Annotated in this window: 19 protein-coding genes; 10 read left to right on the top strand and 9 right to left on the bottom strand. The window is 72.3% G+C overall.

Translation table 11 applies throughout. The annotated features are described in order from the left end of the window. Positions 1-396: 396 nt before the first annotated feature. The 4 genes from Bra3105_RS08685 to Bra3105_RS08670 all read left to right on the top strand — a co-directional run bounded on the left by Bra3105_RS08685 (position 397) and on the right by Bra3105_RS08670 (position 5,337). Positions 397-2,550 carry an NAD(+) synthase gene (locus Bra3105_RS08685; RefSeq protein WP_228359623.1) on the top strand — a complete coding sequence of 718 codons (2,154 nt, stop codon included), beginning with the start codon at positions 397-399 and terminating at the stop codon, positions 2,548-2,550. A 140-nt stretch (positions 2,551-2,690) separates the two neighbouring features. Then, positions 2,691-3,629, top strand: a complete 939-nt coding sequence (locus tag Bra3105_RS08680; RefSeq protein WP_228359476.1) for a metal ABC transporter solute-binding protein, Zn/Mn family — start codon at positions 2,691-2,693, stop codon at positions 3,627-3,629. Further along, on the top strand, positions 3,626-4,489 hold the full coding sequence (locus Bra3105_RS08675) for a metal ABC transporter ATP-binding protein (protein WP_228359475.1): 864 nt from the start codon (positions 3,626-3,628) through the stop codon (positions 4,487-4,489). Before Bra3105_RS08680 ends, Bra3105_RS08675 begins: the two co-directional genes overlap by 4 nt. Beyond that, a complete protein-coding gene (locus Bra3105_RS08670; RefSeq protein ID WP_228359474.1) occupies positions 4,486-5,337 on the top strand; it encodes a metal ABC transporter permease in 852 nt (283 codons plus the stop codon). The genes Bra3105_RS08675 and Bra3105_RS08670 overlap by 4 nt, the downstream gene beginning before the upstream one ends. 208 nt (positions 5,338-5,545) lie before the next feature. On the opposite strand, the gene Bra3105_RS08665 is transcribed toward Bra3105_RS08670, so the two are convergent. After that, a complete protein-coding gene (locus Bra3105_RS08665; RefSeq protein ID WP_228359622.1) occupies positions 5,546-8,098 on the bottom strand; it encodes a family 78 glycoside hydrolase catalytic domain in 2,553 nt (850 codons plus the stop codon). A 74-nt stretch (positions 8,099-8,172) separates the two neighbouring features. After that, positions 8,173-8,958: a type I methionyl aminopeptidase gene (gene map, locus Bra3105_RS08660; protein WP_228359473.1), complete on the bottom strand. Its 786-nt coding sequence runs from the start codon at positions 8,956-8,958 to the stop codon at positions 8,173-8,175. A 436-nt stretch (positions 8,959-9,394) separates the two neighbouring features. Between map and Bra3105_RS08655 the strand changes: the two genes are divergently transcribed. After that, positions 9,395-10,075 (top strand): DedA family protein, encoded by a 681-nt coding sequence (locus tag Bra3105_RS08655; RefSeq protein ID WP_228359472.1) that lies wholly within the window; start codon positions 9,395-9,397, stop codon positions 10,073-10,075. A 72-nt stretch (positions 10,076-10,147) separates the two neighbouring features. Here the strand turns inward: Bra3105_RS08655 and Bra3105_RS08650 are convergent, their stop codons facing one another. Genes Bra3105_RS08650 through Bra3105_RS08630 form a run of 5 tightly spaced genes read right to left on the bottom strand, consistent with a single transcriptional unit; the run spans position 10,148 to position 16,792 of the window. Next, a complete protein-coding gene (locus Bra3105_RS08650) occupies positions 10,148-11,347 on the bottom strand; it encodes a glycoside hydrolase family 1 protein (RefSeq protein WP_228359471.1) in 1,200 nt (399 codons plus the stop codon). 24 nt (positions 11,348-11,371) lie between these two features. Next, positions 11,372-13,177: an ABC transporter ATP-binding protein gene (locus tag Bra3105_RS08645; protein ID WP_228359470.1), complete on the bottom strand. Its 1,806-nt coding sequence runs from the start codon at positions 13,175-13,177 to the stop codon at positions 11,372-11,374. Further along, a complete protein-coding gene (locus Bra3105_RS08640; protein WP_228359469.1) occupies positions 13,174-14,145 on the bottom strand; it encodes an ABC transporter permease in 972 nt (323 codons plus the stop codon). The genes Bra3105_RS08645 and Bra3105_RS08640 overlap by 4 nt, the downstream gene beginning before the upstream one ends. Further along, positions 14,142-15,122 carry an ABC transporter permease gene (locus Bra3105_RS08635; RefSeq protein ID WP_228359468.1) on the bottom strand — a complete coding sequence of 327 codons (981 nt, stop codon included), beginning with the start codon at positions 15,120-15,122 and terminating at the stop codon, positions 14,142-14,144. Before Bra3105_RS08635 ends, Bra3105_RS08640 begins: the two co-directional genes overlap by 4 nt. After that, positions 15,119-16,792, bottom strand: a complete 1,674-nt coding sequence (locus Bra3105_RS08630; protein ID WP_228359467.1) for an ABC transporter substrate-binding protein — start codon at positions 16,790-16,792, stop codon at positions 15,119-15,121. Before Bra3105_RS08630 ends, Bra3105_RS08635 begins: the two co-directional genes overlap by 4 nt. A 421-nt stretch (positions 16,793-17,213) precedes the next feature. On the opposite strand from Bra3105_RS08630, the gene Bra3105_RS08625 reads away from it, so the two are divergent. Beyond that, positions 17,214-18,542 (top strand): Nramp family divalent metal transporter, encoded by a 1,329-nt coding sequence (locus tag Bra3105_RS08625; RefSeq protein WP_228359466.1) that lies wholly within the window; start codon positions 17,214-17,216, stop codon positions 18,540-18,542. A 49-nt stretch (positions 18,543-18,591) separates the two neighbouring features. After that, complete coding sequence (locus tag Bra3105_RS08620; RefSeq protein WP_200501596.1) at positions 18,592-19,275, top strand: metal-dependent transcriptional regulator; 684 nt, start codon at positions 18,592-18,594, stop codon at positions 19,273-19,275. A gap of 74 nt (positions 19,276-19,349) precedes the next feature. On the opposite strand, the gene Bra3105_RS08615 is transcribed toward Bra3105_RS08620, so the two are convergent. Continuing rightward, positions 19,350-20,435, bottom strand: coding sequence for a LacI family DNA-binding transcriptional regulator (locus tag Bra3105_RS08615; protein ID WP_228359465.1), 1,086 nt, complete (start codon positions 20,433-20,435; stop codon positions 19,350-19,352). A 210-nt stretch (positions 20,436-20,645) separates the two neighbouring features. On the opposite strand from Bra3105_RS08615, the gene Bra3105_RS08610 reads away from it, so the two are divergent. The 3 genes from Bra3105_RS08610 to Bra3105_RS08600 all read left to right on the top strand — a co-directional run bounded on the left by Bra3105_RS08610 (position 20,646) and on the right by Bra3105_RS08600 (position 24,220). Continuing rightward, a complete protein-coding gene (locus Bra3105_RS08610) occupies positions 20,646-20,858 on the top strand; it encodes a heavy-metal-associated domain-containing protein (protein ID WP_200501594.1) in 213 nt (70 codons plus the stop codon). Positions 20,859-21,002: 144 nt separating this feature from the next. Then, on the top strand, positions 21,003-23,465 hold the full coding sequence (locus Bra3105_RS08605; protein ID WP_228359464.1) for a heavy metal translocating P-type ATPase: 2,463 nt from the start codon (positions 21,003-21,005) through the stop codon (positions 23,463-23,465). 215 nt (positions 23,466-23,680) lie between these two features. Beyond that, on the top strand, positions 23,681-24,220 hold the full coding sequence (locus Bra3105_RS08600) for a type 1 glutamine amidotransferase domain-containing protein (protein WP_228359463.1): 540 nt from the start codon (positions 23,681-23,683) through the stop codon (positions 24,218-24,220). 290 nt (positions 24,221-24,510) lie between these two features. On the opposite strand, the gene Bra3105_RS08595 is transcribed toward Bra3105_RS08600, so the two are convergent. Continuing rightward, positions 24,511-25,434 (bottom strand): hypothetical protein, encoded by a 924-nt coding sequence (locus tag Bra3105_RS08595; protein WP_228359462.1) that lies wholly within the window; start codon positions 25,432-25,434, stop codon positions 24,511-24,513. Positions 25,435-25,591: the final 157 nt, after the last annotated feature.

Genomic DNA, 25,591 nt, shown 5'->3' with positions numbered 1-25,591 from the left:
TCCGGGGGTCCGGTGGGTTGGCGGGCCGGCGGGCTGGCGGTGGACGGTGGGCCGTCGTCGTCGTCGCCGCCGTCGTCGTCCTCCGCTGGCGCCGCTGCGGCAGGCGATGCGGGCGGTCCGTGTCGCGCACGGGCTGATGGTGAGGGGCCATGGCGATATCGCCACGGCTCTTCACCATCAGCCCGTCCAGGACAGACGTCCCGTGAGCCGTGAGCCGTTCGCCGAGTTCCGTCCGCCGTGAGCCCCTCGGCCGTGCAGTCCGGCCAGTCGGTGGCAGCGGCACCCGGCACGGGGCCTGGGTACGCTGGGCGCGTGACCTCGCAGACCAGCGCCAGCACCCCGTCGGACGCCGCCTCGACCAGCCCGGCAGGCTCGTCGACCCGCCAGCCGACCTCGATCTACGACCACGGCTTCGCGCGGGTCGCGGCGGTGACGCTGCCGGTCGCGCTCGCGGATCCCGCGACCAACGCCCGGCGTCACCTGGAGGCGCTCCCGGATCTCGACGAGCAGAAGGTCGCGGTGGCGGTGTTCCCCGAGCTGAGCCTCACCGGCTACTCGCTCGACGACCTGGTGCTGCAGGATCCGCTGCTGGACGCGGTGGAGGAGGCCATCGACACCCTGGTCCGCGCGAGCGAGGATCTTCTGCCGGTGATCATCGTCGGCGCCCCGCTGCGCGTGCGCTCGCGTGTCATGAACTGCGCCGTCGTCATCCACCACGGCGAGGTCCTCGGGGCGGCGCCGAAGTCGAACCTCCCCACCTATCGGGAGTTCTACGAGCGGCGATGGTTCGCTCCCGGTGATGACGTCGACGAGATGATCACCGTGGCCGGTCGCCACGTGTTCAGCGTGACCCCGCACCGGATCTACCCGGCGGACGACATCCGCGGGCTCACGATCCACGTGGAGATCTGCGAGGACATGTGGGTGCCGGTCCCTCCGTCCTCGATGGCAGCGCTCGAGGGAGCCACGGTGCTCGTGAACCTCTCGGGGTCGCCGATCACCATCGGTCGCGCCGAGGACCGCAAGCTCCTCGCCCGCAGCGCCTCGGCCCGCTGCCAGGCCGCCTACGTCTACGCGGCCGCCGGAGAAGGGGAGTCCACGACGGACCTCGCGTGGGACGGGCAGACGTTCGTCTACGAGTGCGGTGATCTGCTGGGGGAGTCCGAGCGCTTCCCGCAGGGCACGAGCGCCACGATCGTGGACGTCGACCTCGACCGGATCATCGCCGAGCGCCGACGCCAGGGGACCTTCGACGACAATCGTCGGACCCTCGAGGAGAGCCTTCCCGCCTACGACAGGTACGACTTCTCGCTGTTCGGCACCCTCGTCGGTTTCCCCGACGACGACCCGCGGGCGTGCGGTCCCGGCCAGCAGCTGGTCTGGAACTCGGTCGGGGGCGACCCCGGCGACGGACGGGTCTCCCGCCCCGAGCGACCCGCCACCGGCCCCGTCCGTCGGCCCCTGCACCGCTTCCCCTTCGTGCCTGATGACCCCTCGCGCCTCGCGCAGGACTGCTACGAGGCCTACAGCATCCAGGTCGCGGGGCTCGTCCAGCGCCTGCGCGCGATCGGCGGCGACAAGGCCGGCGGCACCAAGCCGGTCATCGGCGTCTCCGGCGGCCTGGACTCCACGCACGCGCTCATCGTGTGCGCGCGGGCGATGGACCTGCTGGGCCGCGACCGCTCCGAGATCCTCGCGTACACCATGCCGGGCTTCGCGACCACCGAGCGCACCCGCTCCAACGCCGAGCTGCTGGCCGAGGCCCTCGGCGCGAGCTTCGAGACGATCGACATCCGCCCCGCGTGCACCCAGATGCTCAAGGACATGGGCCATCCCGCGGGCGACGGCGAGCCCGTGTACGACGTGACCTTCGAGAACGTCCAGGCCGGCATGCGCTACGACTACCTGTTCCGCCTGGCCAACCACCACGGCGGGATCGTGGTGGGCACCGGCGACCTCTCGGAGCTGGCCCTGGGCTGGTGCACCTACGGGGTGGGCGACCAGATGAGCCACTACACGGTGAACTCGGGCGTCCCCAAGACCCTCATGCAGCACCTCATCCGCTGGGTCATCCGCGAGGGCATCTTCGACGAGCACACCGGCGAGGTCCTGCAGGCGGTGCTCGACACCGAGATCACCCCCGAGCTGATCCCGCACGCGGAGGGCCAGAAGGCGCAGTCCACCGAGGACTCCATCGGCCCCTACGCCCTCCACGACTTCACGCTCTACCACATGCTGCGTCGCGGTTACGGCCCCGGGAAGATCGCCTACCTGGCCCACCAGGCCTGGGGGGACGTGGAGGCGGGCGAGTGGCCGGTCGGCTATCCCGAGGAGGACCGCCGCGCCTATACGCGGGCGGAGATCAAGCACTGGCTGACGGTGTTCGTCCGCCGCTTCTTCAGCAACCAGTTCAAGCGCTCCGCGGTGCCCAACGGCCCGAAGGTCCTCGCGGGCGGCTCGCTGTCCCCGCGCGGCGACTGGCGGATGCCCTCGGACGTGAGCGGCCGCGCCTGGCTCGCCGAGCTCGAGCGGGACGTCCCCGGGGACTGACGGCGGGCGGCCCGGCCGGGTCGTCGCGTTCTGTGCGCCACATTCAGTGCCTCTCGTCGTCCCGCTTTAATGCGAACGATTATCGTGAGCGTGTCAGCCGGTGCCGCGCGCACCGCCCTCGCCCCTGAGAAGGACACCCCATGAAGCGTCGCTCCCTGCTCCTCGCCCTCCCCGCGGCCCTGGCCGCGACCACCCTCGCCGCCTGCTCGAGCGGGAACGACTCCGGCACCGACTCGGGATCGGGGTCCGACGGGGGCGGCAGCGGCGCCGCGGTCGCGCTCGTCGCCTCGACGAATGTCTGGGGAGACATCGCCTCGCAGGTCGGCGGGGACCTCGTCGAGGTGACGTCCCTGATCACCGACCCCGAGGCCGACCCCCACGAGTACGAGGCCTCGACCCGCAACCAGCTCGCCCTGAAGAAGGCCCGGATCGTCCTCGAGAACGGCGGCGGCTACGACGACTTCGTCGCGCGCATGCTCTCCTCCGCCGGGAACTCGTCGGCCACCGTGCTCGACGCCGTCACCATCTCCGGCTACAAGGCCGAGAAGGGCGAGGAGCTCAACGAGCACGTCTGGTACGACTTCCCGACCGTCCGCAAGGTCATCGACGAGCTCGTCACCGCACTCAGCAGCGCCCACCCCGAGGGCAAGGCCGAGTTCGAGGCCAACGGCACGAAGCTCGCGAGCGCGATCGAGGACCTCGAGGGCCGCGAGAAGGACCTCTCCGCGAGCGCGAAGGGCAAGGGCGTCGCCATCACCGAGCCGGTCCCGCTGTACATGCTCGAGGCCGTTGGCCTCACCAACCGCACCCCGGAGGAGTTCAGCGAGGCCATCGAAGAGGGCGACGACGTCTCCGCCTCGGTGCTCAAGGAGACCCTCGACCTGTTCGCCGACCACGAGGTCGACCTCCTCGCCTACAACGAGCAGACCGCGGGACCGCAGACCGAGCAGGTCAAGAAGGCCGCCGAGGACGCGGACGTGCCCGTCGTCGGTGTCACCGAGACCCTGCCCGACGGCAAGGACTACGTCGCCTGGATGAGCTCGAACCTCGACGCGCTCGAGGACGCGCTGGGCAAGTGACCGACGGCGACGACCCCGTCGCGCCGCCCCTGCTCACCCTGCGCGGGGCGACCAAGCGATTCGGCGACCGCGTGCTGTGGCAGGACGTCGACCTCGACGTGCGCCGCGGCGAGGTCATCGCCGTGCTCGGCGCGAACGGCTCGGGCAAGTCCACGCTGCTGCGCGCGATCCTCGGTCTCGAGCCGCTGAGCGCGGGCAGTATCCGACTGCTCGGCCGCGAGGTGGGGCGCGGGAGCCGACGCATCGGGCTCGTGCCGCAGCAGCGCCTGGCCGACGACGGGCTCCCTCTGCGCGGCCGTGACCTGGTGCGCCTGGGGCTCGACGGCGATCGCTGGGGTCTGCCCCTGCCGCGCCGTGCGGCCCGCGAGAGAGTCGACGAGCTGCTCGCCGCGGTCGGCGCGAGCCACTATGCCGACGCCCCCGTCTCCCGTCTCTCCGGCGGCGAGCAGCAGCGGCTGCGGATCGCGCAGGCCCTCGCGGCCGACCCCGACCTGCTGCTGTGCGACGAACCGCTGCTCTCCCTCGACCTCCCGCACCAGCGGATGGTCGCCCGTCTCGTCGACGACGCCCGCACCCGCCTCGACCTGGGGGTCCTCTTCGTGACCCACGACGTGAACCCGATCCTGGACATCGTGGACCGCGTCCTCTACATCGCCGGGTCGCGCTTCCGCATCGGCACGCCCGACGAGGTGCTGCGCTCGGACGTCCTCAGCGATCTCTACGGCGTCCAGGTCGACGTGCTGCGCCTGCACGGCCGCGTCCTCGTCGCGGGCGTCCCCGACCACCAGCACCATGACGACGACGCCGTGCTCGCCCCGCGCGCGGCCGACGACCACGCACAGGCGGGAGGCGCCCGATGAGCGACCAGCTCTCCCAGGTCCTCTCCGAGGTCGTCGACTTCTCCGACTACGCGGAGCTGCTGCCGCTGCTGCGCAACACGATCATCGCGTGCGTCGCCCTCGGGGTGGTGGGCGGTCTGATCGGCGTGTTCGTGATGATGCGGGACATGGCCTTCGCCGTCCACGGCATCAGCGAGCTGTCCTTCGCCGGTGCCTCCGTGGAGCTGCTGCTCGGCGCGGGCGTGGTGCCCGGCTCGCTCATCGGCTCGATGCTCGCCGCGCTCGTGATCGGAGTGCTGGGATCCCGGGCACGCGACCGCAACTCCGCGACCGCCGTGCTCATGCCCTTCGGGCTGGGACTCGGCATCCTCAGCCTCTCCCTCTACTCCGGGCGCGCCTCGAATAAGTTCGGCCTGCTCACCGGGCAGATCGTGGCGATCGACAACCCGCAGATCACCTCGCTGCTGGTGATCTGCGCGCTCGTCGCCGCGGGGCTGCTGGTGATCTGGCGGCCGCTGCTGTTCGCCTCCACGGACCCCGTCACCGCCCAGGCCCGCGGCGTGCCCACGCGCGCGCTCTCGGTCGTGTTCATGGTGCTGCTGGGTGCGGCCGTCGCCGTCTCCGTGCAGATCGTCGGCGCGCTGCTCGTGCTCTCGCTGCTGGTCACCCCGGCGGCGGCCGCGATGCGTCTGAGCGCCTCGCCGGTGCGGGTCACGCTGCTGTCGGTCGCCTTCGCGCTCGCCGCCTCCGTGGGCGGCGTGCTGCTGGCCGCGGGCAGCTCTGTGCCGATCAGCCCCTTCATCACCACGATCTCCTTCGTGATCTACGGGGTGTGCCGCCTGGTGTCCGGGGCGCGCGGAAGGGTGTGAGGGCGCTCGGTCCTGGGGCTGGGCGACGGCGGAGGAGGGAGGTGGAGATCGCAGGCATCCAGCCGCGCGATCTCCGGGGTCTTCGATGCGCGCGTGCACTTCGCGTAGTCATACGTCGTGTCACCTCATATATGACACGTCACCCGACCTCCTGCTACGCGAAGTGCACGGGATCCGCGCGGACCTCCGCCCGCCGGGGCCGGGCCCCTCACAGCTCCCAGTGGTGCTCGCCCGGCCCGACCTCGAGGCGGCGGCCGTCCGGCAGATGCACGAGCGTCCGGGAGCCGTCGGGCACCGTGAGGTGGACCGTCGAACGGGGGATGTGCAGGTCGGAGGCCCCATCCGCGTCATCGCACTGATCCTCGTCGGCCTCCTGTTCCCAGCCCGCTCGGATCCCGCGGTGCTCGATCGCGAGGCGCGGGATCTCAGGGACGAGGACGGGCCGCAGCTCGAAGGCCGCCCAGTTCGGGGCGGTCCGGCGCAGGCCCACCAGGTCGCGGGCCACGAAATCCACGCCGGCGCCCATGAAGTAGTGCGCACGCGAGCGCACAGGCTCGACCCACATCTCCAGCAGGGTGCGATGGCCCGCGAGGCGCCAGCTCTCCCAGCTGGGCGGCGCGGGGTTGCGGGCGACCGCGAGCGCCAGGTCCGCGCGACCTGCCTGCACGAGGACACCGCCCAGGTGGGCCATGCCCAGGCAGCCGGCGTCGTGGTGGTCGCCGCGCGCGCGGATGTCCTCGATCAGATGCGCGCGGACCGCGTCGACGTGGCCGGCGGGGACGATCCCGGAGGCCAGGGCCAGGATCTGCGGGGTCTGGCGGAACCCCGGGTCCGTGGAGGCACCCGGGACCGTGGGGGCACCGGGGTCCGACGGGGCCGAGGTCCCGGCGCTGTCGTCGGCGAGGTGCCCGTGCAGCGGCGCCGAGGCGAACAGCGAGCGCTCGGCGTCGAAGAAGACGCGCAGCACGTGGGCGGCGAGCTCGTCGCGGGCGCGCGCATAGCGCTCGCGATGGATGCTGCGGCCCGCGCGCGCGATCACGTCCAGGGCCCGGTGCAGCAGCAGGGAGGACTCCAGGCGCACGTCCTCGGGCGGCGGGCCGTCGGCCCCGGGGGAGAGGTAGTCGCCCAGGATCCCGACCGCGAGGCCGTCCGCGTCGAGCCGTCCCAGCTCGAAGTCCAGATAGTCCTCGACGGCCTCGCCGTGGATCGGCCACAGGTCCAGGCCGTACTCGCCCTCGAGCGCGTCCACGAGCACCGGGTACAGCGTCGTCCACTCGGGCGCGGGCGCGCACTGGCCGTCGCCGTAGCCCCATCCGGCCGACGGCACGATCACGGGCAGAGAGCCGTCCTCACGCTGCGCGTCGAGGAAGTCGTCGAGCCAGCTGGTGAGGAAGCGTCGCAGGTCGAAGCGGGTGAGCAGCGCCGGCAGAGCCACCTGCGCATCGCCCGTCCAGCCGTTCTTCTCGTAGGTCGGGGTGTCGGTGAGCACCCAGTGCAGGTTCGCGCGCACGGTCGCGACGAAGGCCTCCTCGAGCCACGCGAGGGTCGGGTCAGAGCTCTCCGTCCCGCCGACGCGCGGCACGTCGGCCCAGGCGGCGCGGCCCAAGATCTCGGCGTCCCGGCCCGGCACGGCGCCCCGCACCCCGACGTACCGGAAGCCCTTGTACGTGTGGTGGGACTCGAAGGGTCGGCCCTCGAGCGCCACGTCGTCGCGCTGGAAGCGGCCGGTGGGGATGAAGGCGTTCTCGGCGATCACGAAGCCGTCGTCCGCGAGGCGCTCGCCGTGGACGAGGGTGACCTCGAGGCGCTCGTCCGTGAGCGGCTCGAGACGGGTCCAGCCGGCGACGACGCGCCCCAGGTCGCCGACGAAGCGTCCGTCGCCGAGGTCCGTCCACGTGGGCAGCAGGGTCTCCTGCACGAGGATCGGCTCGGCCATGGCCTCGCGCAGAGGCAGCCCGGTGGTCGGGATCTCGCGGGCGGCGCGCGGACGGGGCAGCGCGGCCGACGAGCCGGGATCGGGGGCGAGCACCGTGACGGGTGCCCACCTGCCGGTGCCTTGGGTGTCGGGGGAGTCGGAGTCCTCGGAGTTCTCGCGTTCCTCGGAATCGTCGGAGTCCTCGGAGTCCTCGAAGGCGGGCTCCCGCCAGCCATGGGGCTCGAGGGCCTCGTCCCAGGTCTCGCCCTCGTACAGGCTGTCGAAGCGCAGCCCGCCGGTCGCGCAGCGCCAGCTCTCGTCGGTGGGCAGCACGTGCGCGCTGCCGTCCTCGCAGGTCACGTGGAGCTCGGCGGTCAGGCGCGGGGCGGCGCGCCAGGGCGCCTCCGACCACATCCAGACCTCGGGCGAATGCAGGTCGAAGAAGCCCCGCCCGAGTTCCGCGGCGAGGCAGACGCGCATCGACCCCGCCGTCTGCGCGGTCACGTCCCAGCTCACCGCGCGGGCGGCGATGGAGGCGTTCGTGAGCCCCGGGGCGAGACGCTGCTCGCTCGCCGGATGGCCGTTCACCCAGGCCAGCACGGTGCCGAGCCCGGAGATGTGCAGCGTCGCCCGGGCGACGGGGGAGGGCAGGTCCCATGCGCGGCGGAAGATCGGGGCCGCGTGCGGATCCGCGACCCCCGGAGAGGCGGTGATCCAGGCGGCCCGCCAGACGTCCGGCAGCGGGATCCGCGGGCGGAGGGTCTTGAGGCCGCGAGCGGGGCCCGGACCACGACCGGGATCGTGCTCGGCGGGCGGTGGGGAGGTCGGTGGGGACGGCGTCGTCATCACGCGCTTCAGCGTAGTGCGCGCCGCCGTGCAGCGGAGCCGCCGCCCTCCAGGGACATCGGCCTGCGAGCAGGTCAGCTGCCGGCGCCGGGGGCGAGGGTCATGATCTCGGCGCCGTCCGCGGTGATCGCGATCGTGTGCTCGGTGTGGGCGGTGCGCGCGCCCGTCACGCTGCGCAGGGTCCAGCCGTCCTCGGGGTCGGTGACCAGCTCGGCGGTGTCGACCATGATCCAGGGCTCGAGCGCGAGCAGCATGCCGGGGCGCAGGCGCAGTCCGCGACCGGGGCGTCCGTCGTTGGCGACGTGCGGGTCCTGGTGCATCGTGGTGCCGATGCCGTGGCCGCCGAAGTCCATGTTGATCGGGTATCCGGCGCCCGAGAGCACCTGGCCGATGGCGTGCGAGACGTCGCCCAGCCGCGCATCCGGGCCGGCCGCCTCGATGCCGGCCGCGAGGGCCCGCCGGGTGGTCTCGATGAGGGCGGTGTCCTCCGGGTCGCGCTCCTGGCCGACCACGAAGCTGATCGCGGCGTCGGACGCGATGCCGTCGAGGATCACGGCGAGGTCGAGGGTGAGCAGGTCGCCGTCGGCGAGGACCTGGTCGCGGGGCATCCCGTGCAGCACGGCGTCGTTCACCGAGGTGCAGATCCAGTGGCCGAAGGGGCCGTCGCCGAAGGAGGGCGCGTAGTCGACGTAGCAGGACTTCGCGCCGGCCTCGAGGATCATCTCCTTCGTCCACTCGTCGATCTCCAGCAGGTTCGTCCCCACCTGGGTGCGCTCGCGCATGGTCTGGAGGATGCGGCCGACGAGGGCCCCCGTCGCGCGGGCGCGGGTGATCTCGGAGGGGCTGAGGATCTCGATCATGGGGGCCTTCCTGGGCGGGGCGGGTGCGGTGCGGCGGCGCGGGGCGATGCAGGGCCGACGGCCCGCAGCCTGCTGTGTGCCGGGCGGCGGCGGGGCGACGACGGGGCGATGCCGGGCGACGCGGAGCGGCAACAATCTATCCGTCCGGCGGCCCGTCCATCAGGGCGAGGCCGTGCGAGTCGGGCCACGTGCGGGGCTCTTCCGCGGAGCGCGCGGGCCCGCCCCCACAGGTTCTGCACAGTCCTCGCATGACGCCTGCACCACGAGCACTCGCAGAATCGGACACCGTGGCGGAAGATGGACGTGGCGCCCGCGCGCGTCCCGCCGCGCGACCCGTCCCGCGCGGTGAGCGACGCCCGCGCCGGGCTCACCGGCATCCTGCGCACAGCGCCCCGACATCGACGCGACCACGAGACGTGACCACGGAAGAGGCCCCATGGACCTGCTGCACATGCTGATGGACCCCACGCAGCTGCTGGAGCGCTTCGGCGCCGCCTTCTGGTGGGTCGCCCACGCGATCGTCTTCATCGAGTGCGGCCTGTTCTTCCCGATCCTGCCCGGCGACTCCCTGCTCTTCGCCGTCGGCATGTTCTCCCACGGCGGCGGCCTCGGCGTCCCGCTCGCGCTGTCCCTGCTGACCCTGTGCGTCGCCGCATTCGCCGGCAACGTCGTGGGATACGAGATCGGCCGCGGCCTGGGCGGGAAGCTCTACGAGCGCGATGGCCGCTTCCTCAAGCGCCGCTACTTCGACCGCACCATCGAGTTCTTCGACCGCTACGGCCGACGCGCCCTCGTGCTGGGCCGCTTCGTGCCGATCGTGCGCACCTTCATCACCGTCGTCGCGGGCGTCGGCCAGATGCAGCGGCGCATCTTCTACACCTGGTCCGCCGTCGGCGCCGTGCTCTGGGTCGTGCTCATCACGATGCTCGGCTACGCGCTGGGCAGCGTGACCTTCATCCGCGAGAACCTCGAGGTCGCCGTGCTGGCCCTCGTGTTCATCTCCGTGGTGCCGATGCTCATCGAGGCTCTGCGCAAGAGGGCCAAGGGCAAGAGGACCGCTGCCGCCTCGGCGTCGGCGCAGTCGCCCGACCGCCCGGGCGAGGACCAGCTGGTCTGAGGGCCGCGGGCCGGCTGGTCCGAGGGCTGAGGATCAGCCGGTCCGGGCGTCGCGGGCCGGCCGGTCCGACGGTCACTCCTCGACGGATGCCCCCGTCTCCAGCGCGCCGCGCCGCGCGACCTCGCCGAGCCACGCGAGGCTCGGCTTGGGCCGGCGTTCGAAGGTCTGCGGATCCCAGCCGACCAGCCCGAACGTCGGCCGATACCCGCTCGCCCACTCGTAGTTGTCCAGCAGTGACCAGTGCAGGTAGCCGCGCACGTCGATGCCGTCGGCGATCGCCCGGTGCACGCCCTCGAGCGCGCAGCGCGTGTAGTCGATGCGGCGGGCGTCATCGGCGGTCGCGATGCCGTTCTCGGTGATCATCAGCGGCACGTGGCCGCTGAGCTCCCAGGCGCTGCGCAGCCCCAGCTCCGCCGCCGGCGGGAAGTACTCCCAACCGGTCAGCGTGGTCTCGACCCCGTCCGCGACCGGGAGCGGACCCTCCGGGCCGATGAAGGTGCGGGTGTAGGCCTGCACGCCCAGGAAGTCGTCTCCCGCGGAGTTCTCGAGGTACCAGAAGTCGCGCGGATGCCCGTACTCCTGCAGGGCCTGCGCGCTGCCCTCCTCGTCGCTCGCGTGGAAGGCCTGGGTGGCGATCGTCCAGCCGGACTGCACGCCCGGCAGCGCGGAGAGCACCTCGCGGGAGCGGCGGTGGGAGGCCAGCAGCTGATCGGCCACGTGCAGGTCGGGGAAGGGCAGGCCGTGCGCGACGAGGTTCTTCGCGTCCTCGCCGCCCGCGAGCATGGCCGCGATGTTCGGCTCGTTGATCGTGCACACCACGCGCACCCCGTCGAGGATCCCGAGCACGCTCTCCGTGTAGCGGGCGAACAGGTCGGGGGCGTCGTCGGCCCGCCAGAAGCCGTCGCGCTCGAACCAGCGCGGCACCGTGAAGTGCATGAGGGTGACGATGGGGTCGACGCCGTGGTCGAGGCAGGTCTGGATCATCCGCCGGTAGTGGGCGAGCTCGGCCCGGGAGACCACGCCGCGCTCGGGCTCGATGCGGGCCCACTCGATGCTGAACCGGTAGGCGTTCAGTCCCGCGTCCGCGAGCAGCGCGATGTCCTCGGCGAAGCGGTGGTAGCTGTCCGCCGCGTCGTTGCTGGGCTCCACGACCGGTGAGCCGGGCCGGTGCTCGAGCTCCCACCAGTTCGAGTTCACGTTGTTGCCCTCGATCTGGTGGGCGGCGGTCGCGGCGCCCCAGCGGAAGCCGTCGGGGAAGCGGAGGGTGGACATGGGGCTCCTTCGTGGTGAGTCGTCTCAGGCGCTGAGCGCCCGGCGGGGATCGGGGATCGCGTCGAGCAGACGGATCGTGTACTCGTCGCGCGGGGCCCGCATGACCTGGGCCGTCGGGCCGTCCTCGGCGATCCGGCCCTCGTGCAGCACGATGATCTCGTCGGTCACGAGGCGGGCGCTGAGCAGGTCGTGCGTGATGTACAGCAGGGAGACGCCGGTGGACTCCCGCAGCTCCCGCAGCAGCGAGAGCACCCCGGCGCGCAGGGACACGTCGAGCATCGAGACGGGCTCGTCGGCGATGATCACGCGGGGGTCGCAGGCGAGCGCCCGGGCGATCACGACCCGCTGGCGCTGCCCGCCCGAGAGCTGGTGGGGGAGCTTGGAAAGGTACTGTTCGACCGGCGTCAGACCCACCGTCTCCAGCAGCTCGCGCACCCGGCGCCGCACGCCGTCGCGGCGCACGTCGGTGAGGTTCGCGACGGCCCGCGAGAGCGTGTACTCGACCGTGCTCAGCGGGTTCAGGGCCGCGTACGGATCCTGGAAGACCATCTGCACGGTGCGGCGGAGGTCCCGCAGCCTGCGCCTGGGCAGGTCTCCCACGGACACGTCGCCGATCTCGATCGTGCCCGCGGTGGGGCGCTCGATGCCGGTGATGAGCTTCGCGAGGGTGGACTTGCCGCTGCCGGACTGGCCGACGAGCGCGGTCGCCCCGCCCGGTGCGAGCGTGAAGGAGACGTCCTGGACGGCCCGCACGGGCGGCAGGCCGCGGCGAGGAGGCGCATAGGACTTGCTCACGCCGCGCACGCGCAGCTCGGGCCCTGCTGCTGCTGCCGACGGGGCCGATGCCGCCGACGGGCCCGGTCCTGCCGCCGCGGCGGGAGAGCGGTGTGTCGCGCGTGCGGGGTGGGGCCGTTCCGAGGGGCCGACGGGGGCTGCGGAGGCGCCGCCCGGCTCCCCGGGCAGCACCGCGCGGTCCTCGAGCCCGGGCACGCTCACGACCTCGGCGCGCGGGTCCGCGTAGTGGGAGAGCAGCATCCGCGTGTAGTCGTGCTGGGGGCGGGTGAGGATGTCCGTGCTCGAGGCGTCCTCCACGATCCGGCCGTCGTGCATGACGAGCACGCGGTGCGCCGACTCGAGCACCACGCCCAGGTCGTGGCTGATGAGGATCGCCGTGAAGCCCTCGCTGGCCTGCAGCTCGCGGATGGTGTCCATGACGGCGTGCTGGACCAGCACGTCGAGCGCCGTCGTGGGCTCGTCGAACACCATCAGCTGCGGTTCCAGCGAGAGCGCGAGCGCGATCGTCACGCGCTGGCGCATGCCGCCGGAGAGCTGGTCGGGATAGCGGTCGAGCACGTCGGGCCCCAGGGACACCTTGCCCACGAGCTCGGCGGCGCGGGCGTCGCGCCGTGCCCGGGGCACGTGCCCGTGGGCGGCGAAGATGTCGTGGAAGTGCTTGCGGATCGTGCGCACCGGGTTCAGCGCGTTCATGCCGGACTGCAGCACCATCGCGAAGCCGCCCTGGCGCTGGGCGCGCAGCGACTCATGGTCCATGGTGGCGATGTCGCGGCCAGCGAAGAGGATGCGTCCGCCCTCGACCCGCGCGGGCGCCGAGGCGAGCCCCGTGATCGCGAAGCCGAGCGTGGACTTGCCCGAGCCGGACTCGCCGACGAGCCCGACGAACTCCCCGCGGGCGACCTCGAGGCTCACCTCGCGCACCGCGTGGGTGGGGGCGGCGCCGACGGGCTCGTAGACGACGGAGAGGTCCTGGACCGCGAGGATCGGCTCGCCGGCCGCGGGGTCCTGTGCGGGGGAGGTCTGGGTGCTGGTCATCGTCCGGTGCTCCCTTCCCGCAGCCGCGGGTTGCTGATGCCGTCCACGCCGAAGTTGATGAGCGTGAGCGAGGTGGCCATGAGGGCGATGCACAGACCGGGGGCGAACAGCAGCGCCCACTGCCCCGTGAGCAGCGCGTTGGAGTTCTGCGCCCAATAGATCATCGTTCCCCAGCTGACCACCGAGGAGTCCCCGAGACCCAGGAACTCGAGCCCGGCCTCGGCGAGGATCGCGGCGGTCGCCGCCCCGAAGAAGGAGCCCGTGATCAGGGACGTCATGTTGGGCAGGATCTCGCGGAAGATGATCCGGCCCGCCCGCTCGCCGGAGAACCGCGCGGACTGCACGAAGTCCCGCGAGCGCAGGGTCGCGGTCTGGCTGCGCAGCACGCGCGCGCCCCAGGCCCAGCCGGTGATCGCGATGACCACGATGATCACCGAGATGCCGCCGTTGCTGAGATAGGTCGCGACCACGATCATCAGCGGCATCCCGGGGATCACCAGGAACAGGTTGACGAGGAAGTTGATCGCGTCGGCCGCGAAGCCCGTCAGGTATCCCCAGGTGAGACCCACGATCACGGCGATCAGGGTGGAGATGAAGCCGGCGCCGAAGCCCACCAGCACGCTGATGCGCGCGCCGAAGATCAGCTGGCTGAGCACGTCCTCCCCGGCGGCCGTGGTGCCCAGCCAGTGCTGGAGCGAGGCGTCCTGGCTGCGGTCGAAGGAGTTGTCGGTGGGGCCGTAGGGGGCGAGCAGGGGCGCGAGCAGCGCCATCAGCAGCAGCAGGCCGATGACGACCAGGCCGATGCGGGCCTTGCGGTTGCCCCACACCGTGCGGGCCGACGACGCCAGGGCGCGCAGTCCCGGGTGGATCCGCCGCTCGGTCCCGGTTGCGTCGGTCCCGGGAGCACCGTTGCGGGGCGCGCCGGTCACGGGGGCTGCGCCTGGTGCGGTCTCTGGTCTGCGGTTCATCGCCTGGTCCTTGGGTCGAGGGCGCCGTAGAGGATGTCCACGAGCAGGTTCGCCACCAGCACGCTCACGGTGATCATGAGGAAGAGCGCCTGCATGAGCGGGTAGTCCTGGCCGATCACGGCGTTGAACAGCAGGAACCCGATGCCGGGGTAGCCGAAGACCTGCTCGACGAGGATCGAGCCGCCGACGACCCCGCCCAGCGCCATCCCGAAGCCCGTGAGGTTGGGCAGGATCGCGTTGCGGGCGGCGTAGCGCAGGGCGACGGTGCGCCCGCCGATGCCGTTGGCCTCGGCGAACGTCACGTAGTCCTCGCCGAGCGTGTTGATCATGGCGTTGCGCATGCCGATGATCCAGCCGCCCAGCGACGTCACCAGCAGGGTGAGCGCCGGCAGCGCCGCGTGGTAGAGCGCGTCGACGACGAAGGAGCCGGTCAGCTGCGGGGTGGTGGTCGCCGAGTACGCGCCCGAGGTCGGGAACAGATGGGCGATGTACCCGAGGAAGAACAGCAGCAGCAGCGAGGTCCAGAAGTAGGGGAAGGTGTTGATGAAGCTGCCGCCCACGGTGGGCAGGGCGTCCATCCAGGTGCCCCGCTTCCACGCGGCCATCACGCCCAGCAGCGTGCCCAGCACGAAGGCCAGCACGGTCACCGCGCCCACCAGGATCAGCGTGTAGGGCAGGGCGCGGCCGATGAGCCCGCTCACCGGCTCCGGGTAGAACGCGTAGGACACGCCGAAGTCGAGGTGCACGACCTGCCCCAGGTACGCCCAGTACTGGGCGAGCAGGCTGCCGTCCGGCACTCCCAGCTGGGCCTCGACGGCCGCTCGGGTCTCCTCGGAGACCGGGCCGTTCTGCGCGAGCCGGGCGATCGCGGCGTCGGCCGGGGAGCCGGGCATCAGTCGCGGCAGCAGGAAGTTCAGCGTGACCGCGGCCCACAGGGTGAGGGCGAACAGTCCGAGCTTGTTCAGCACGTATCTCATGACGCGCTCTCCTTCCCCGCGCGGCGCAGCCGGGTGAGGACCTTCAGCGGCGAGGAGCCGTACGTCTGCGGCGCGGTGTACGGGTCCTCGGCATCGGGCCAGCCGGTGAACCGGCCGTCGTTGTACAGCCCCCAGAGACCGCCGTAGTAGAGGGAGATGATCGGGATCTTCTCGTAGAAGGCCTGCTCGAGGCCGTGGATGATCTGGGTCTGCTCGTCCTCGTCGACGCTCTCGCGGTAGCGGCGCAGCAGGTCGTCGACCTCGTCGTCGCGGAAGCGGATGCGGTTGTTCTGGCTGGTCTTCCCGACGGACTGGTAGTACTCGCTCGAGAGCAGGTTCGCGTACCCCTGGTAGGCGTCCGAGCTGTTCGAGGAGCCGACCGCGAGAGTGAAGTCGCCGTCGGAGAGCGCGGCCTCGTAGGCGGCGGCCTGCGGCGCGGAGATGGTGACCTCGATGCCGATCTTCCCCAGCTGGCGCTGCACCTCCTGGACCGCCCGCAACCAGTCGGTGTATCCGTTGGCGGTGGTGATCGCGATGGTGAACGGGTCGCCGTCCTTCGTGCGCATGACGGACCCGTCGTGCCGGAAGCCTGCCTTCTCGAAGGAGGCGATCGCGGCCTTCGCGTCCTGGGCGATGATCCCCTTGGCAGGGATCAACGGGTCCAGGAGGTCCTCCTGGTTGGGCAGCAGCAGGCCGGTCTGGCCGGCCTCGTCCATGTAGCCCTCCGCGGCCGCCTGGCCCACGGCGTCGCCGTCGATCGCGAGCGCGAGTCCGCGGCGCACGTCGAGGTCGTCGAACGGCGCCTTGTCGTGGTTCGGGTGCAGCCCGATGATCCCGCCCGGCGGGAACCAGTGCCGGTTGTGCGCGTTGGCCGCGCCCCAGGTGGCGTCCACGTCGCTCATGAACGAGTAGCACCAGTCGTAGCCCTTGGTGACCACGTCGAGCTCGCCGGTCGCGGCGGGGAACACGATGTGCTCGACGTCCACGTCGTCGGCCGCCCAGTGGCCCGCGAAGCGGTCCATCGAGTACTGGAGCGGGGTGAAGCTCGCGAGGGTGAAGGGGCCGGATCCGACGGGCTGCTCGTTGCGCCAGGTGGTGGGGTCCTTGACGTCAGCCCAGATGTGCTCGGGCACGATGAGGGTCGCGCCGAGGATGCCGACCGCAGGGGAGTCCGCGCCCTTCAGGGTGAAGCGGATCCGCTGGCCGTCGGCCTCCAGGGAGTCGAGGTGCCCCCAGACGCCCTTGAGGTCGTTGGCGGGGAACTCCTTGAGCATATGGAAGGTGAACAGGACGTCGTCGGCCGTGAGCGGAGTGCCGTCGGACCACGTCGCGCCCTTGCGAAGCGTCATCGTCACCGACGACGGGTCGCTCTGCTCCCAGTCGGCGGCGAGCCACGGGTCCATCGAGCCGTCGAGCGGGTTCAGCAGGATCAGCGGCTCGTAGATCAGGCCGACGCTCGTGCGGGCGTTCGCCTGGTACGGGTTGAAGTTCGCGGTGAACGTCGGGTTGCCCTTGTCGCCCGCGATCTGCAGGGTGTCCGCGCCGATGGTCGGGTCCGGGCGGCTGCGCACCTGCAGGCTGCAGCCCGAGGCGGCGCCCGCGAGGAGCGCGGCGGAGGCCCCGGTCAGCAGGGTGCGCCGACCGACGCGCGGGGTTTTCGTGGAAGGCACGGGACTCGATCCTGACGTCGTTGTGCAAGAGGTCTGCGGCCCGATCCGTGCGGGTCCGCTGGGGCGGTCGCCTATGGGGGTCGCCCAGGGGTTCTGCGCAGGGGGCTAGTCCAGGGGTCCTGCGCAGGGGTCTCGCTCGGGGTCGATCGCCCGGGGGAGCGCGACGGGTGCGCAGGCTCGGGCGGCCGGAGGATTGTGAGTGTATGCGCATACATCGGTGGGCGCAAGAGGTGTTCGAGCACGTGTTCGGCGCGGATCCGGCACGGATTCGACGCGGGCCCGGCGCGGCTCTGCCGCGGGTTTGGCGCGGGTGCTCGACCCCCGGTGAGCGTCGACGCTCGAGCGGGCGGACGGGGCGCGGGGGTCGCGACGCGCGCTCGACGGGTGTGCGTCGCGGACTGGTTTAAGGTACGTTAAATCCATGGCGGAACCCGTGGTCGATCAGCGCACCCAGGCACCCGTTCCTCGGACAGGGGAAGGGCGTCCGGACGGCGCGCGCGCTGGCGGATCGCGCGGGGCCGGCCCCGCCCGTCGGCCCCGCGGCCCCTGGCGCACCCTGCGCCTGCTGGGCCCGGCCTTCGTCGCCGCGGTCGCCTACGTGGACCCGGGGAACATCGCCGCGAACGTCACCGCCGGCGCCCGCCACGGTTACCTGCTGCTGTGGGTGCTCGTGGTCGCGAACCTCATGGCGATGCTCGTCCAGTACCTCTCGGCGAAGCTCGGCGCGGTCACCGGCCGCACCCTCGCCGACCACCTCGGGGCGACCCTGGGGCGGCGCTCGCGCCTGCTGTTCTGGCTGCAGGCGCAGGCCATGGCGATCGCCACCGACATCGCCGAGGTCGTCGGCGGGGCGATCGCCCTGCGCATCCTCTTCGGACTCCCGCTGCTGGTGGGCGGCGTCATCGTCGGCGCCGTCTCCATGGCCCTGCTCGCCGTGCAGTCCCGCTTCGGCCAGCGGCCCTTCGAGCACGTGATCATCGGGCTGCTGGGGGTGATCACCATCGGATTCCTCGCCGGGCTCGTCGTCGCCCCGCCCGATCCGGTCGCCCTGGCCGACGGGCTGATCCCGCGCTTCGACGGCGGCGGCACCGTGCTGCTCGCGGCCTCCATGCTGGGCGCGACCGTCATGCCGCACGCGATCTACCTGCACGCCGGGCTCGTGCGCGACCGTCACGGCACCGATCGCTCTCCGGGGCGGATCGCCCGCGTGGTCCGCGCCTCGCGCTGGGACGTGGTGCTCTCTCTGTGCCTCGCGGGCACCGTGAACATCGCGATGCTGGTCCTGGCCGCCGAGGCGCTCCCCGGGATCCCCGGCACCGACACCATCGAGGGCGCGCAGGCCGCGATCTCCGCCGCCTCCGGGCCCGTGGTCGGCGTGCTCTTCGGGATCGGCCTGCTCGCCTCCGGCCTCGCCTCCTCCTCCGTGGGCGCCTACGCGGGCAGCGAGATCATGCGCGGCCTGCTGCACCGGCGGATCCCGCTCGTGCTCTCCCGCCTGCTCACGCTGCTGCCGGCGCTGCTCGTCCTCGCGATCGGCGCCGAGCCCACCGCGGCCCTCGTGCTCAGCCAGGTCGTGCTCAGCCTCTGCCTGCCCTTCGCGCTGGTGCCGCTCGTGACTCTCACCGGCAGGCGCGCCCTGATGGGGAGCTTCGCGAACTCGCGGCCGGTCACCGTGATCGCCTGGATCGTCGTCGCGCTCATCATCGCCCTGAACCTCGCGCTCGTCCCGATGTCCTTCGCGGGCGGGTGAGCAGGGACGTCCCCATGGTCGCGGGCGTCCTCGGCGATACGATGCCTGGGTGAATCCCGACGAGCTCAGTCCCGTGGCCCAGGACTACCTCAAGGTGATCTGGTCGCGCACCGAATGGGGCGCTCCGCCGATCACCACCGGCGAGCTCGCCCAGCGCTTCGGGACCTCCGCCGCCAACGTCACCGAGACCCTCAAGCGCCTGGATGCCCAGGGCCTCGTGGCCCGCATCCCCTACAAGCCCGTCGAGCTCACCGAGGCCGGCGCGCAGTGCGCGATCGCGATGGTGCGCCGTCACCGCCTGCTGGAGACCTACCTCGTGGAGGCCCTCGGCTACGACTGGGACGAGGTGCACGACGAGGCCGAGCGCCTCGAGCACGCCGTCAGCGACACCTTCATCGCCCGCATCGACGCGATCCTCGAGCATCCGACGGCGGACCCCCACGGCGACCCCATCCCCGATGCCGACCACCGCTGGGCCCACCCCGAGGACGCGCGGCGCCTCGCGAGCGTCACCGGCAGCGGCCGCTTCCGCGTCCTCGTGGTGTCCGACGCCGACCCCGAGGTGCTGCGCACCGCCCGCGAGTTGGGGCTCGTGCCGGGCGTGGAGCTCGACGTCGACGCGGGGGAGAGCGGCGCGGCGGGCGCGGGTCCGCTGGTGCGGGTGCTCGGGCGCGAGGGCGTCGAGGTGCCCGGCAGCGTCGCCGAGGGCATGCTCGTGCGGCCGATCGTCTGAGGACGCGGGGTCGGCGAGGGCGTCGGAGGCGCCTCGGCTCGAGGGGACGACGGGCCGACGGGCCCGCCGGGCGCTCAGTGCCCGAGCGGCCCGCAGCTCTCGCGCAGCAGCACGTCGACGGGGAGCTGCAGGTCCTGGCCGGGCGCGTCCGCATCGGCCATCCGGCGCAGCAGCATCTGGACCGCCTGGACGCCGACGTCCGTCATCGGCTGGCGCACGGTGGTGAGCGCCGGCTGCGACCAGCGCGCGTCCTCGATGCCGTCGAACCCGGTGACCACGCAGTCGTCCGGGACCCCGATGCCTGCTTCCGACAGCGCCGTGAGCGCCCCGAGCGCGCTCTGATCGTTCGCGGCGATCACCGCGCCCGGGCGGATCTCCGCGAGGGCTCGGCGCATCTCGCGCGCCCCGCCCTCGGTCGTGAAGTCGGTGGACGCGATGCGCCAGGACTCGCCGCTGCCGTCGACCTCTCGGCGGAAGCCCTCCTCACGCTCGACCCCGTCGGGCGAATCTGCGGGCCCGCCCAGATAGAGCACGGGGCCCGACGGCTTGCGCGCGAGCACATGGCGGGTCACCGCCGCCATCCCGCCCGCGTTGTCCACGCGCACCGAATCGGCCGTCCCGGCGGCGCGGCCCGCGACCACCACGAGCGGCACGCGCCGCGCCGAGCGGGCGATGAGGTCGTCGGGCACGGTGCGGGAGATGACGATGATCCCGTCGACCCGGCCCTCGAGGTCGTCGAGCACCACGCTCCGGCTGAGGTCGGGGCCGGAGGCGACCAGGAGCGCGTAGCCGCTGCTCCAGGCGCTGATCTCGCAGCCGCGCACGAGCTGCTCGAAGTAGTGGTTGCGCTCGGGGTCGACGAAGCTGCGGTCCATGTCGTCGATGAACTCCACGGCGTGCTCCTCCGCGGAGCCCGGCGGCGCGATCGGCGGGGCGTCGTGGCCGGGGATCAGCAGGCCCAGCACGCCGGTGCGCCGACCGGCGAGCCCCCGGGCGCTCGCATTGGGGACGTAGCCGAGCTCGTCGATCGCGGCGAGCACCCGCTCGCGCGTGGACTCGGTGACCTTCTGCGGGCTGCGGAGCACGCGCGAGACCGTCGCGATCGAGACCCCTGCGCGCGTCGCGACGTCGTAGACGGTCGGCGGCTTCCTGGGTGGCACGGGGAACCTCCAGGCGTCGGGCGGAGGGCTCGACGGGGTCGGGGACGGGGCGGACGTGACGGGGTCGATGGGGACGGGTGTCCGCAGGGTACCCGAGAGCGGGGTCGGACCGAGGCGGTACGGCCTCTCGGGCCCGTTGACACCTATACCCCCTAGGGGTATAGATTCGGGATGTGCCCGAGCGGGCACCCACGTACCGAGGAGGAGCCCATGACCACGACCGAGTTCCAGGTGACCGGGATGACCTGCGGGCACTGCGAGATGTCCGTGCGCGAGGAGGTCGGCGAGGTCCCCGGTGTCGAGGGCATCGAGGTCAGCCACGAGACCGGCCGTCTGGTCGTGACCGGCCCCGAGTCGATCGACGAGACCGCCGTGCTCGCCGCCGTCGAGGAGGCCGGGTACGAGGCCAGCCGCGTCGGCTGACGCGGCGACCTGAGGCGGCGCCCCGAGCCGGTCGTCCGGTCCGGCCCGGCCCGCGCCGCTGCCCGCCCCCTCCGATCCCGTCCCGAACGGATCCCATCCCGAATCGATCCCGCCCCGAATCGATTCCGCCCCGAAGGAGCTTCGATGACATCCGCCGACTCCGATGCGCGCAGCACGCCGAGCGGCGCCGTCGGTCCGCTGCGCGGGATCGACCTCGACATCGGCGGGATGACCTGCGCCTCCTGTGCGAACCGCATTGAGCGCAAGCTCAACAAGCTCGACGGCGTGGAGGCGAGCGTCAACTTCGCGACCGAGTCCGCGAGGGTCACCGCCCCCGTGGACCTCGACCCCAAGGTGCTGGTGGGGACCGTGGCCAAGGCCGGATACACGGCCACTGTGCCCGCGGGCGCGGCGGGTGTGGCGGGCGCAGCGCCATCGGGCGGGGAGGTCTCGAGCCGCGCGCCGTCGGCCCCTGCGGGATCCGGCGCAGCCGGTCCGTCGGGCACCCCGGGATCTTCGACCGGTTCCGCCGGCGAGGGTCCCGCCGATCCCGAACCTTCCGATGCCGAACCCGTCGACCCTGAGCTCGTCACCCTGCGCCAGCGCCTGATCGGCGCGGCCGTGCTCGGGATCCCCGTGATCGCCCTGGCCATGATCCCGGCGCTGCAGTTCACGTACTGGCAGTGGGCCTCGCTCGCGCTCGCCGCGCCGGTGATCGTCTGGGCCGGCTGGCCTTTCCACCGCGCGGCGCTCATCAACGCGCGCCACGGCGCGGCGACGATGGACACCCTGATCTCGATGGGCACCACGGCCGCGTTCCTGTGGTCGCTGTACGCCCTGTTCCTCGGGGACGCCGGCATGCCGGGCATGCACCACGGCTTCGACCTCACCATCGCCCGGTCCGATGGTGCGTCCACGATCTACCTCGAGGTCGCCGCCGGGGTCATCCTGTTCATCCTCGCCGGCCGGTACATCGAGAAGCGCTCGAAGCGCGAGGCCGGGGCCGCCCTGCGGGCGCTCCTCCATCTGGGCGCGAAGGACGTGGCCGTGCTGCGCGGCGGCACCGAGGTGCGCATGCCGATCGGTGACCTCGCGGTGGGCGACGAGTTCGTGGTGCGGCCCGGCGAGAAGATCGCGACCGACGGCGAGGTCGTCTCCGGGCACAGCGCCGTGGACGCCTCCATGCTCACCGGCGAGTCGGTGCCCCAGGAGGTCGCCGCGGGCGACGCGGTCACCGGCGCGACCGTCAACAGCGGCGGACGGCTCGTGGTGCGCGCGACCCGCGTGGGCGCCGACACCCAGCTCGCCCAGATGGCGCAGCTCGTCAAGGACGCCCAGTCCGGCAAGGCGCGGGTGCAGCGCCTGGCGGACCGGATCTCCGGCGTGTTCGTGCCGATCGTGCTGGGGATCGCGCTGGTTACGCTCGTCGTCTGGCTGCTCACCGGGCACGGAGCGGAGGCCGCGTTCACCGCGGCCGTGGCCGTCCTCATCATCGCCTGCCCCTGCGCGCTGGGCCTCGCGACCCCCACGGCTCTGCTGGTGGGCACCGGCCGCGGCGCCCAGCTGGGCATCCTCATCAAGGGTCCCGAGGTGCTCGAGAGCACCGGCGACCTCGACACGGTGGTCCTGGACAAGACCGGCACCGTGACCACGGGGAGGATGACCCTGGTCGACGTCCATCCGGCCGACGGTGTCGACACAGAGACGCTGCTGCGACGCGCGGGCGCCGTCGAGGACTCCTCCGAGCACCCGATCGCCCAGGCCATCGCCCGCGGCGCCGGCGAGCACATCGGGAACATCCCTGAGGCGACCGGTTTCGAGGCCCTGCCCGGCCGCGGCGCTCGCGGGATCGTCGACGGCGTGCTCGTGAGCGTGGGACGAGTGGTCGGGGCCGACGGGGTCGACGGGGTCGACGGGGTCGACGGGGCCGACGGGGCCGACGGGGCCGACGCGATCCGCGTGCCCTCCGAGCTCGCCGCGTTCCAGGAGAGCGCGCAGGACGCGGGGCGCACCGCCGTGCTCGTCGCCTGGGACGGCCAGGCGCGCGGCGTCCTCACGGTCGCCGATGCCCTGCGACCCTCGAGCGCCGACGCCATCTCGCGACTGCGCGAGCTGGGACTGCGCCCCGTGCTGCTGACCGGCGACGGCCGCACCGTCGCCGAGCGCGTCGCCTCCGAGGTCGGCATCGACGAGGTGATCGCCGAGGTCATGCCCGAGGACAAGGTCTCCGTGATCGCCCGCCTGCAGGGCGAGGGGCGGAAGGTCGCGATGGTCGGCGACGGCGTGAACGACGCGGCCGCCCTCGCCCAGGCCGACCTGGGCCTGGCCATGGGCGGCGGCACCGACGCGGCGATCCAGGCCGCCGACATCACCCTGGTGCGCAGCGACCTGCGCTCCGCGGCCGACGCTGTCCGCCTCGCACGCCGCACCCTGCGCACGATCCGCGGGAACCTGTTCTGGGCCTTCGCCTACAACGTCGCCGCGATCCCGTTGGCCGCACTCGGCCTGCTGAACCCCATGCTCGCCGGCGCGGCCATGGCTTTCTCGAGCGTGTTCGTGGTGCTCAACAGCCTGCGCCTGCGCACCTTCCGCGCCGACGCGCGCTGAGAGGTCGGGTCGGGGTGCGGGGAGTGCGAGGCGTGCAAGGCGTGCGCAGTGCCGGTGGTGCGCCTGTTCGCTCCCGGGGCGCATGGCGAAGGGGCGGCTTCCGGAATGCGGCGCCCTGTTCGCTCCTGGCGCGACCACTTCACGACCGCCCCCGCCGGGCATAACGTGGACGTCGAGTCCCGCCTCGCGGGAACCCCCGAGCGAAGGGAAGCATCATGACCGACCTGACCGGACGCACCATCGCACTCATCGCGAACCGCGGCGTCGAGGAGCCCGAGCTCGCCAAGCCCCTCGCCGCCTTCCAGGAGGCCGGCGCGAAGACCGTCCTGCTCTCCGCCGAGGACGCAACGGTCGTCGCCCTGAACGGCGACTGGGACCGCGGCAAGGAGTTCCCCGTCGACGGCCCCATCAAGGGCGCGAGCGCCGACGACTTCGACGCCCTGGTCCTGCCCGGCGGCACCCTGAACGCCGATTCCCTGCGGATCGACGAGGACGCCGTGGGCCTCGTGAAGGCCTTCGCCGCTGCGGGCAAGCCCATCGCCGCGATCTGCCACGCCCCCTGGATCCTCATCGAGGCGGGCCTCGTCGACGGTCTGCGGATGACCAGCTTCGCCTCGGTCGCGACCGACCTGCGCAATGCGGGGGCCGACTGGGTCGACGAGCAGGTCGTCACCGACCGCGGCATCACCACGAGCCGCAACCCCGGCGACCTCGACGCCTTCAACGCCGAGGTCATCGCGCGCCTCGCCGGCTGAGGTGGGCCCCGGGGCTCAGGGCGCGGGGCGCGGAGCGCACCGTGCCTCCCACTGCGCGTTGCGTTTGAGTGCTGCGTAACGGTCGTTCTGGAGGCTCATAACGACCGTTTCGCAGCACTGTTCGTGTGTGGACCCTGTTTTGGGGTGCTCCGGGGTGGCGCTCGGAGTTTGAGTGCTGCGTAGTGGTCGTTTTGGAGGCTCATAACGACCGTTGCGCAGCACTGTTCGCGTCGAACCAGGAGCCAGGAGCCAGGACCCAGGGGCCAAGGCCCAATTTCCACACCCCAAGCTCAGCCTTCCCAGCCGCGCGAGCGGAGGGCGCCTCGCACCTCGTGCACTGCGAGCCGTCCGCCGGCGCGGAGGTGCTCGGCGACGGTGCGGATCTCGAGCCACCCGTGGGCCGCGCGCCGCTTGGCGCGACAGATGTCCTTCGCCAGCTGCTCGGGCGTGAGGTGGCTGGGCCCCTCGTGCTCGACGCAGACCTTCCACTCCGGCCAGCTCAGATTTGGTTCCCCCAGGTCGACGCCGCTCTCCCAGACCCTGACGTTGAGCTGGGGATCGGGGATGCCGGCGCGCACGAGCGACAGCCTCAGCGACGTCTCGGCCGGGGAGTCGCTGCCGACCCGGGCTCGCGCGAGCGCTGCGCGCAGGGGAGCCCGCCCGGTGCGTCGGGAGGAGTCGATCGCGAGGCGCAGATCTTCGGGGGTCGCGTACGGAGCAGAGCGGCCCTCGAAGCGGGGGCGCGGGTGGCGGATCAGGTGATCGAGCACGGAGACGAGGTCGTCGGGCGTCAGATGCTCGACGAGGTCCATCGCCGTGCGGACCCGACCGGTGAGGCGGCATCCCTGCGCGTCGAAGACATCGTCACGGTCGATCGTGAAGCGGTGCCAGACCAGCATCCTCGAGCTGCGCCGTGCATGGACGCTGGTGAGGTGGATCTGCTGTGTGTTTGCGATATCGAGGGCTGAGGGGAGCGGCATGCCGAGGACCTGCGCGGCGGTGGGGCCGCACAGCATCACGCTCGCGTCCGACCAGCGCAGTGCCCGCGCGACGTCCTCGGCAGTGAACCGTCGACCCCGCCGGTAGAGGCCACGCTGCACCCGTCCCAGGTCGGGCGCCCGCAGCCGGCGAGCGCTGACGCCGGCCGCGAACGCCTCGGCAGCGGTGAACACGGGCCCGAGGCTGCTCGGCAGCGGTTCCGGGGTCCGTGTCATCGCCCCAGGGTGCACGCGGCGGGGCGGAGCGTCGGCCGATCATCCACATTCCCCTGGTCAGACCGGGTCGCGCCTCTGGTCCTACCCGACCGGGTTCCGCGGCCGCCCTTGCGCCGCACCCGACACGCGCCGCACCCGACACGCGACGGACGTCCTC

The sequence above is a fragment of the Brachybacterium halotolerans subsp. kimchii genome (assembly GCF_020792675.1).
GTDB lineage: Bacteria > Actinomycetota > Actinomycetes > Actinomycetales > Dermabacteraceae > Brachybacterium > Brachybacterium halotolerans.
Note: the sequence above shows the minus strand (reverse complement) of the source record. Positions and strands in the feature narration are given on the sequence as shown.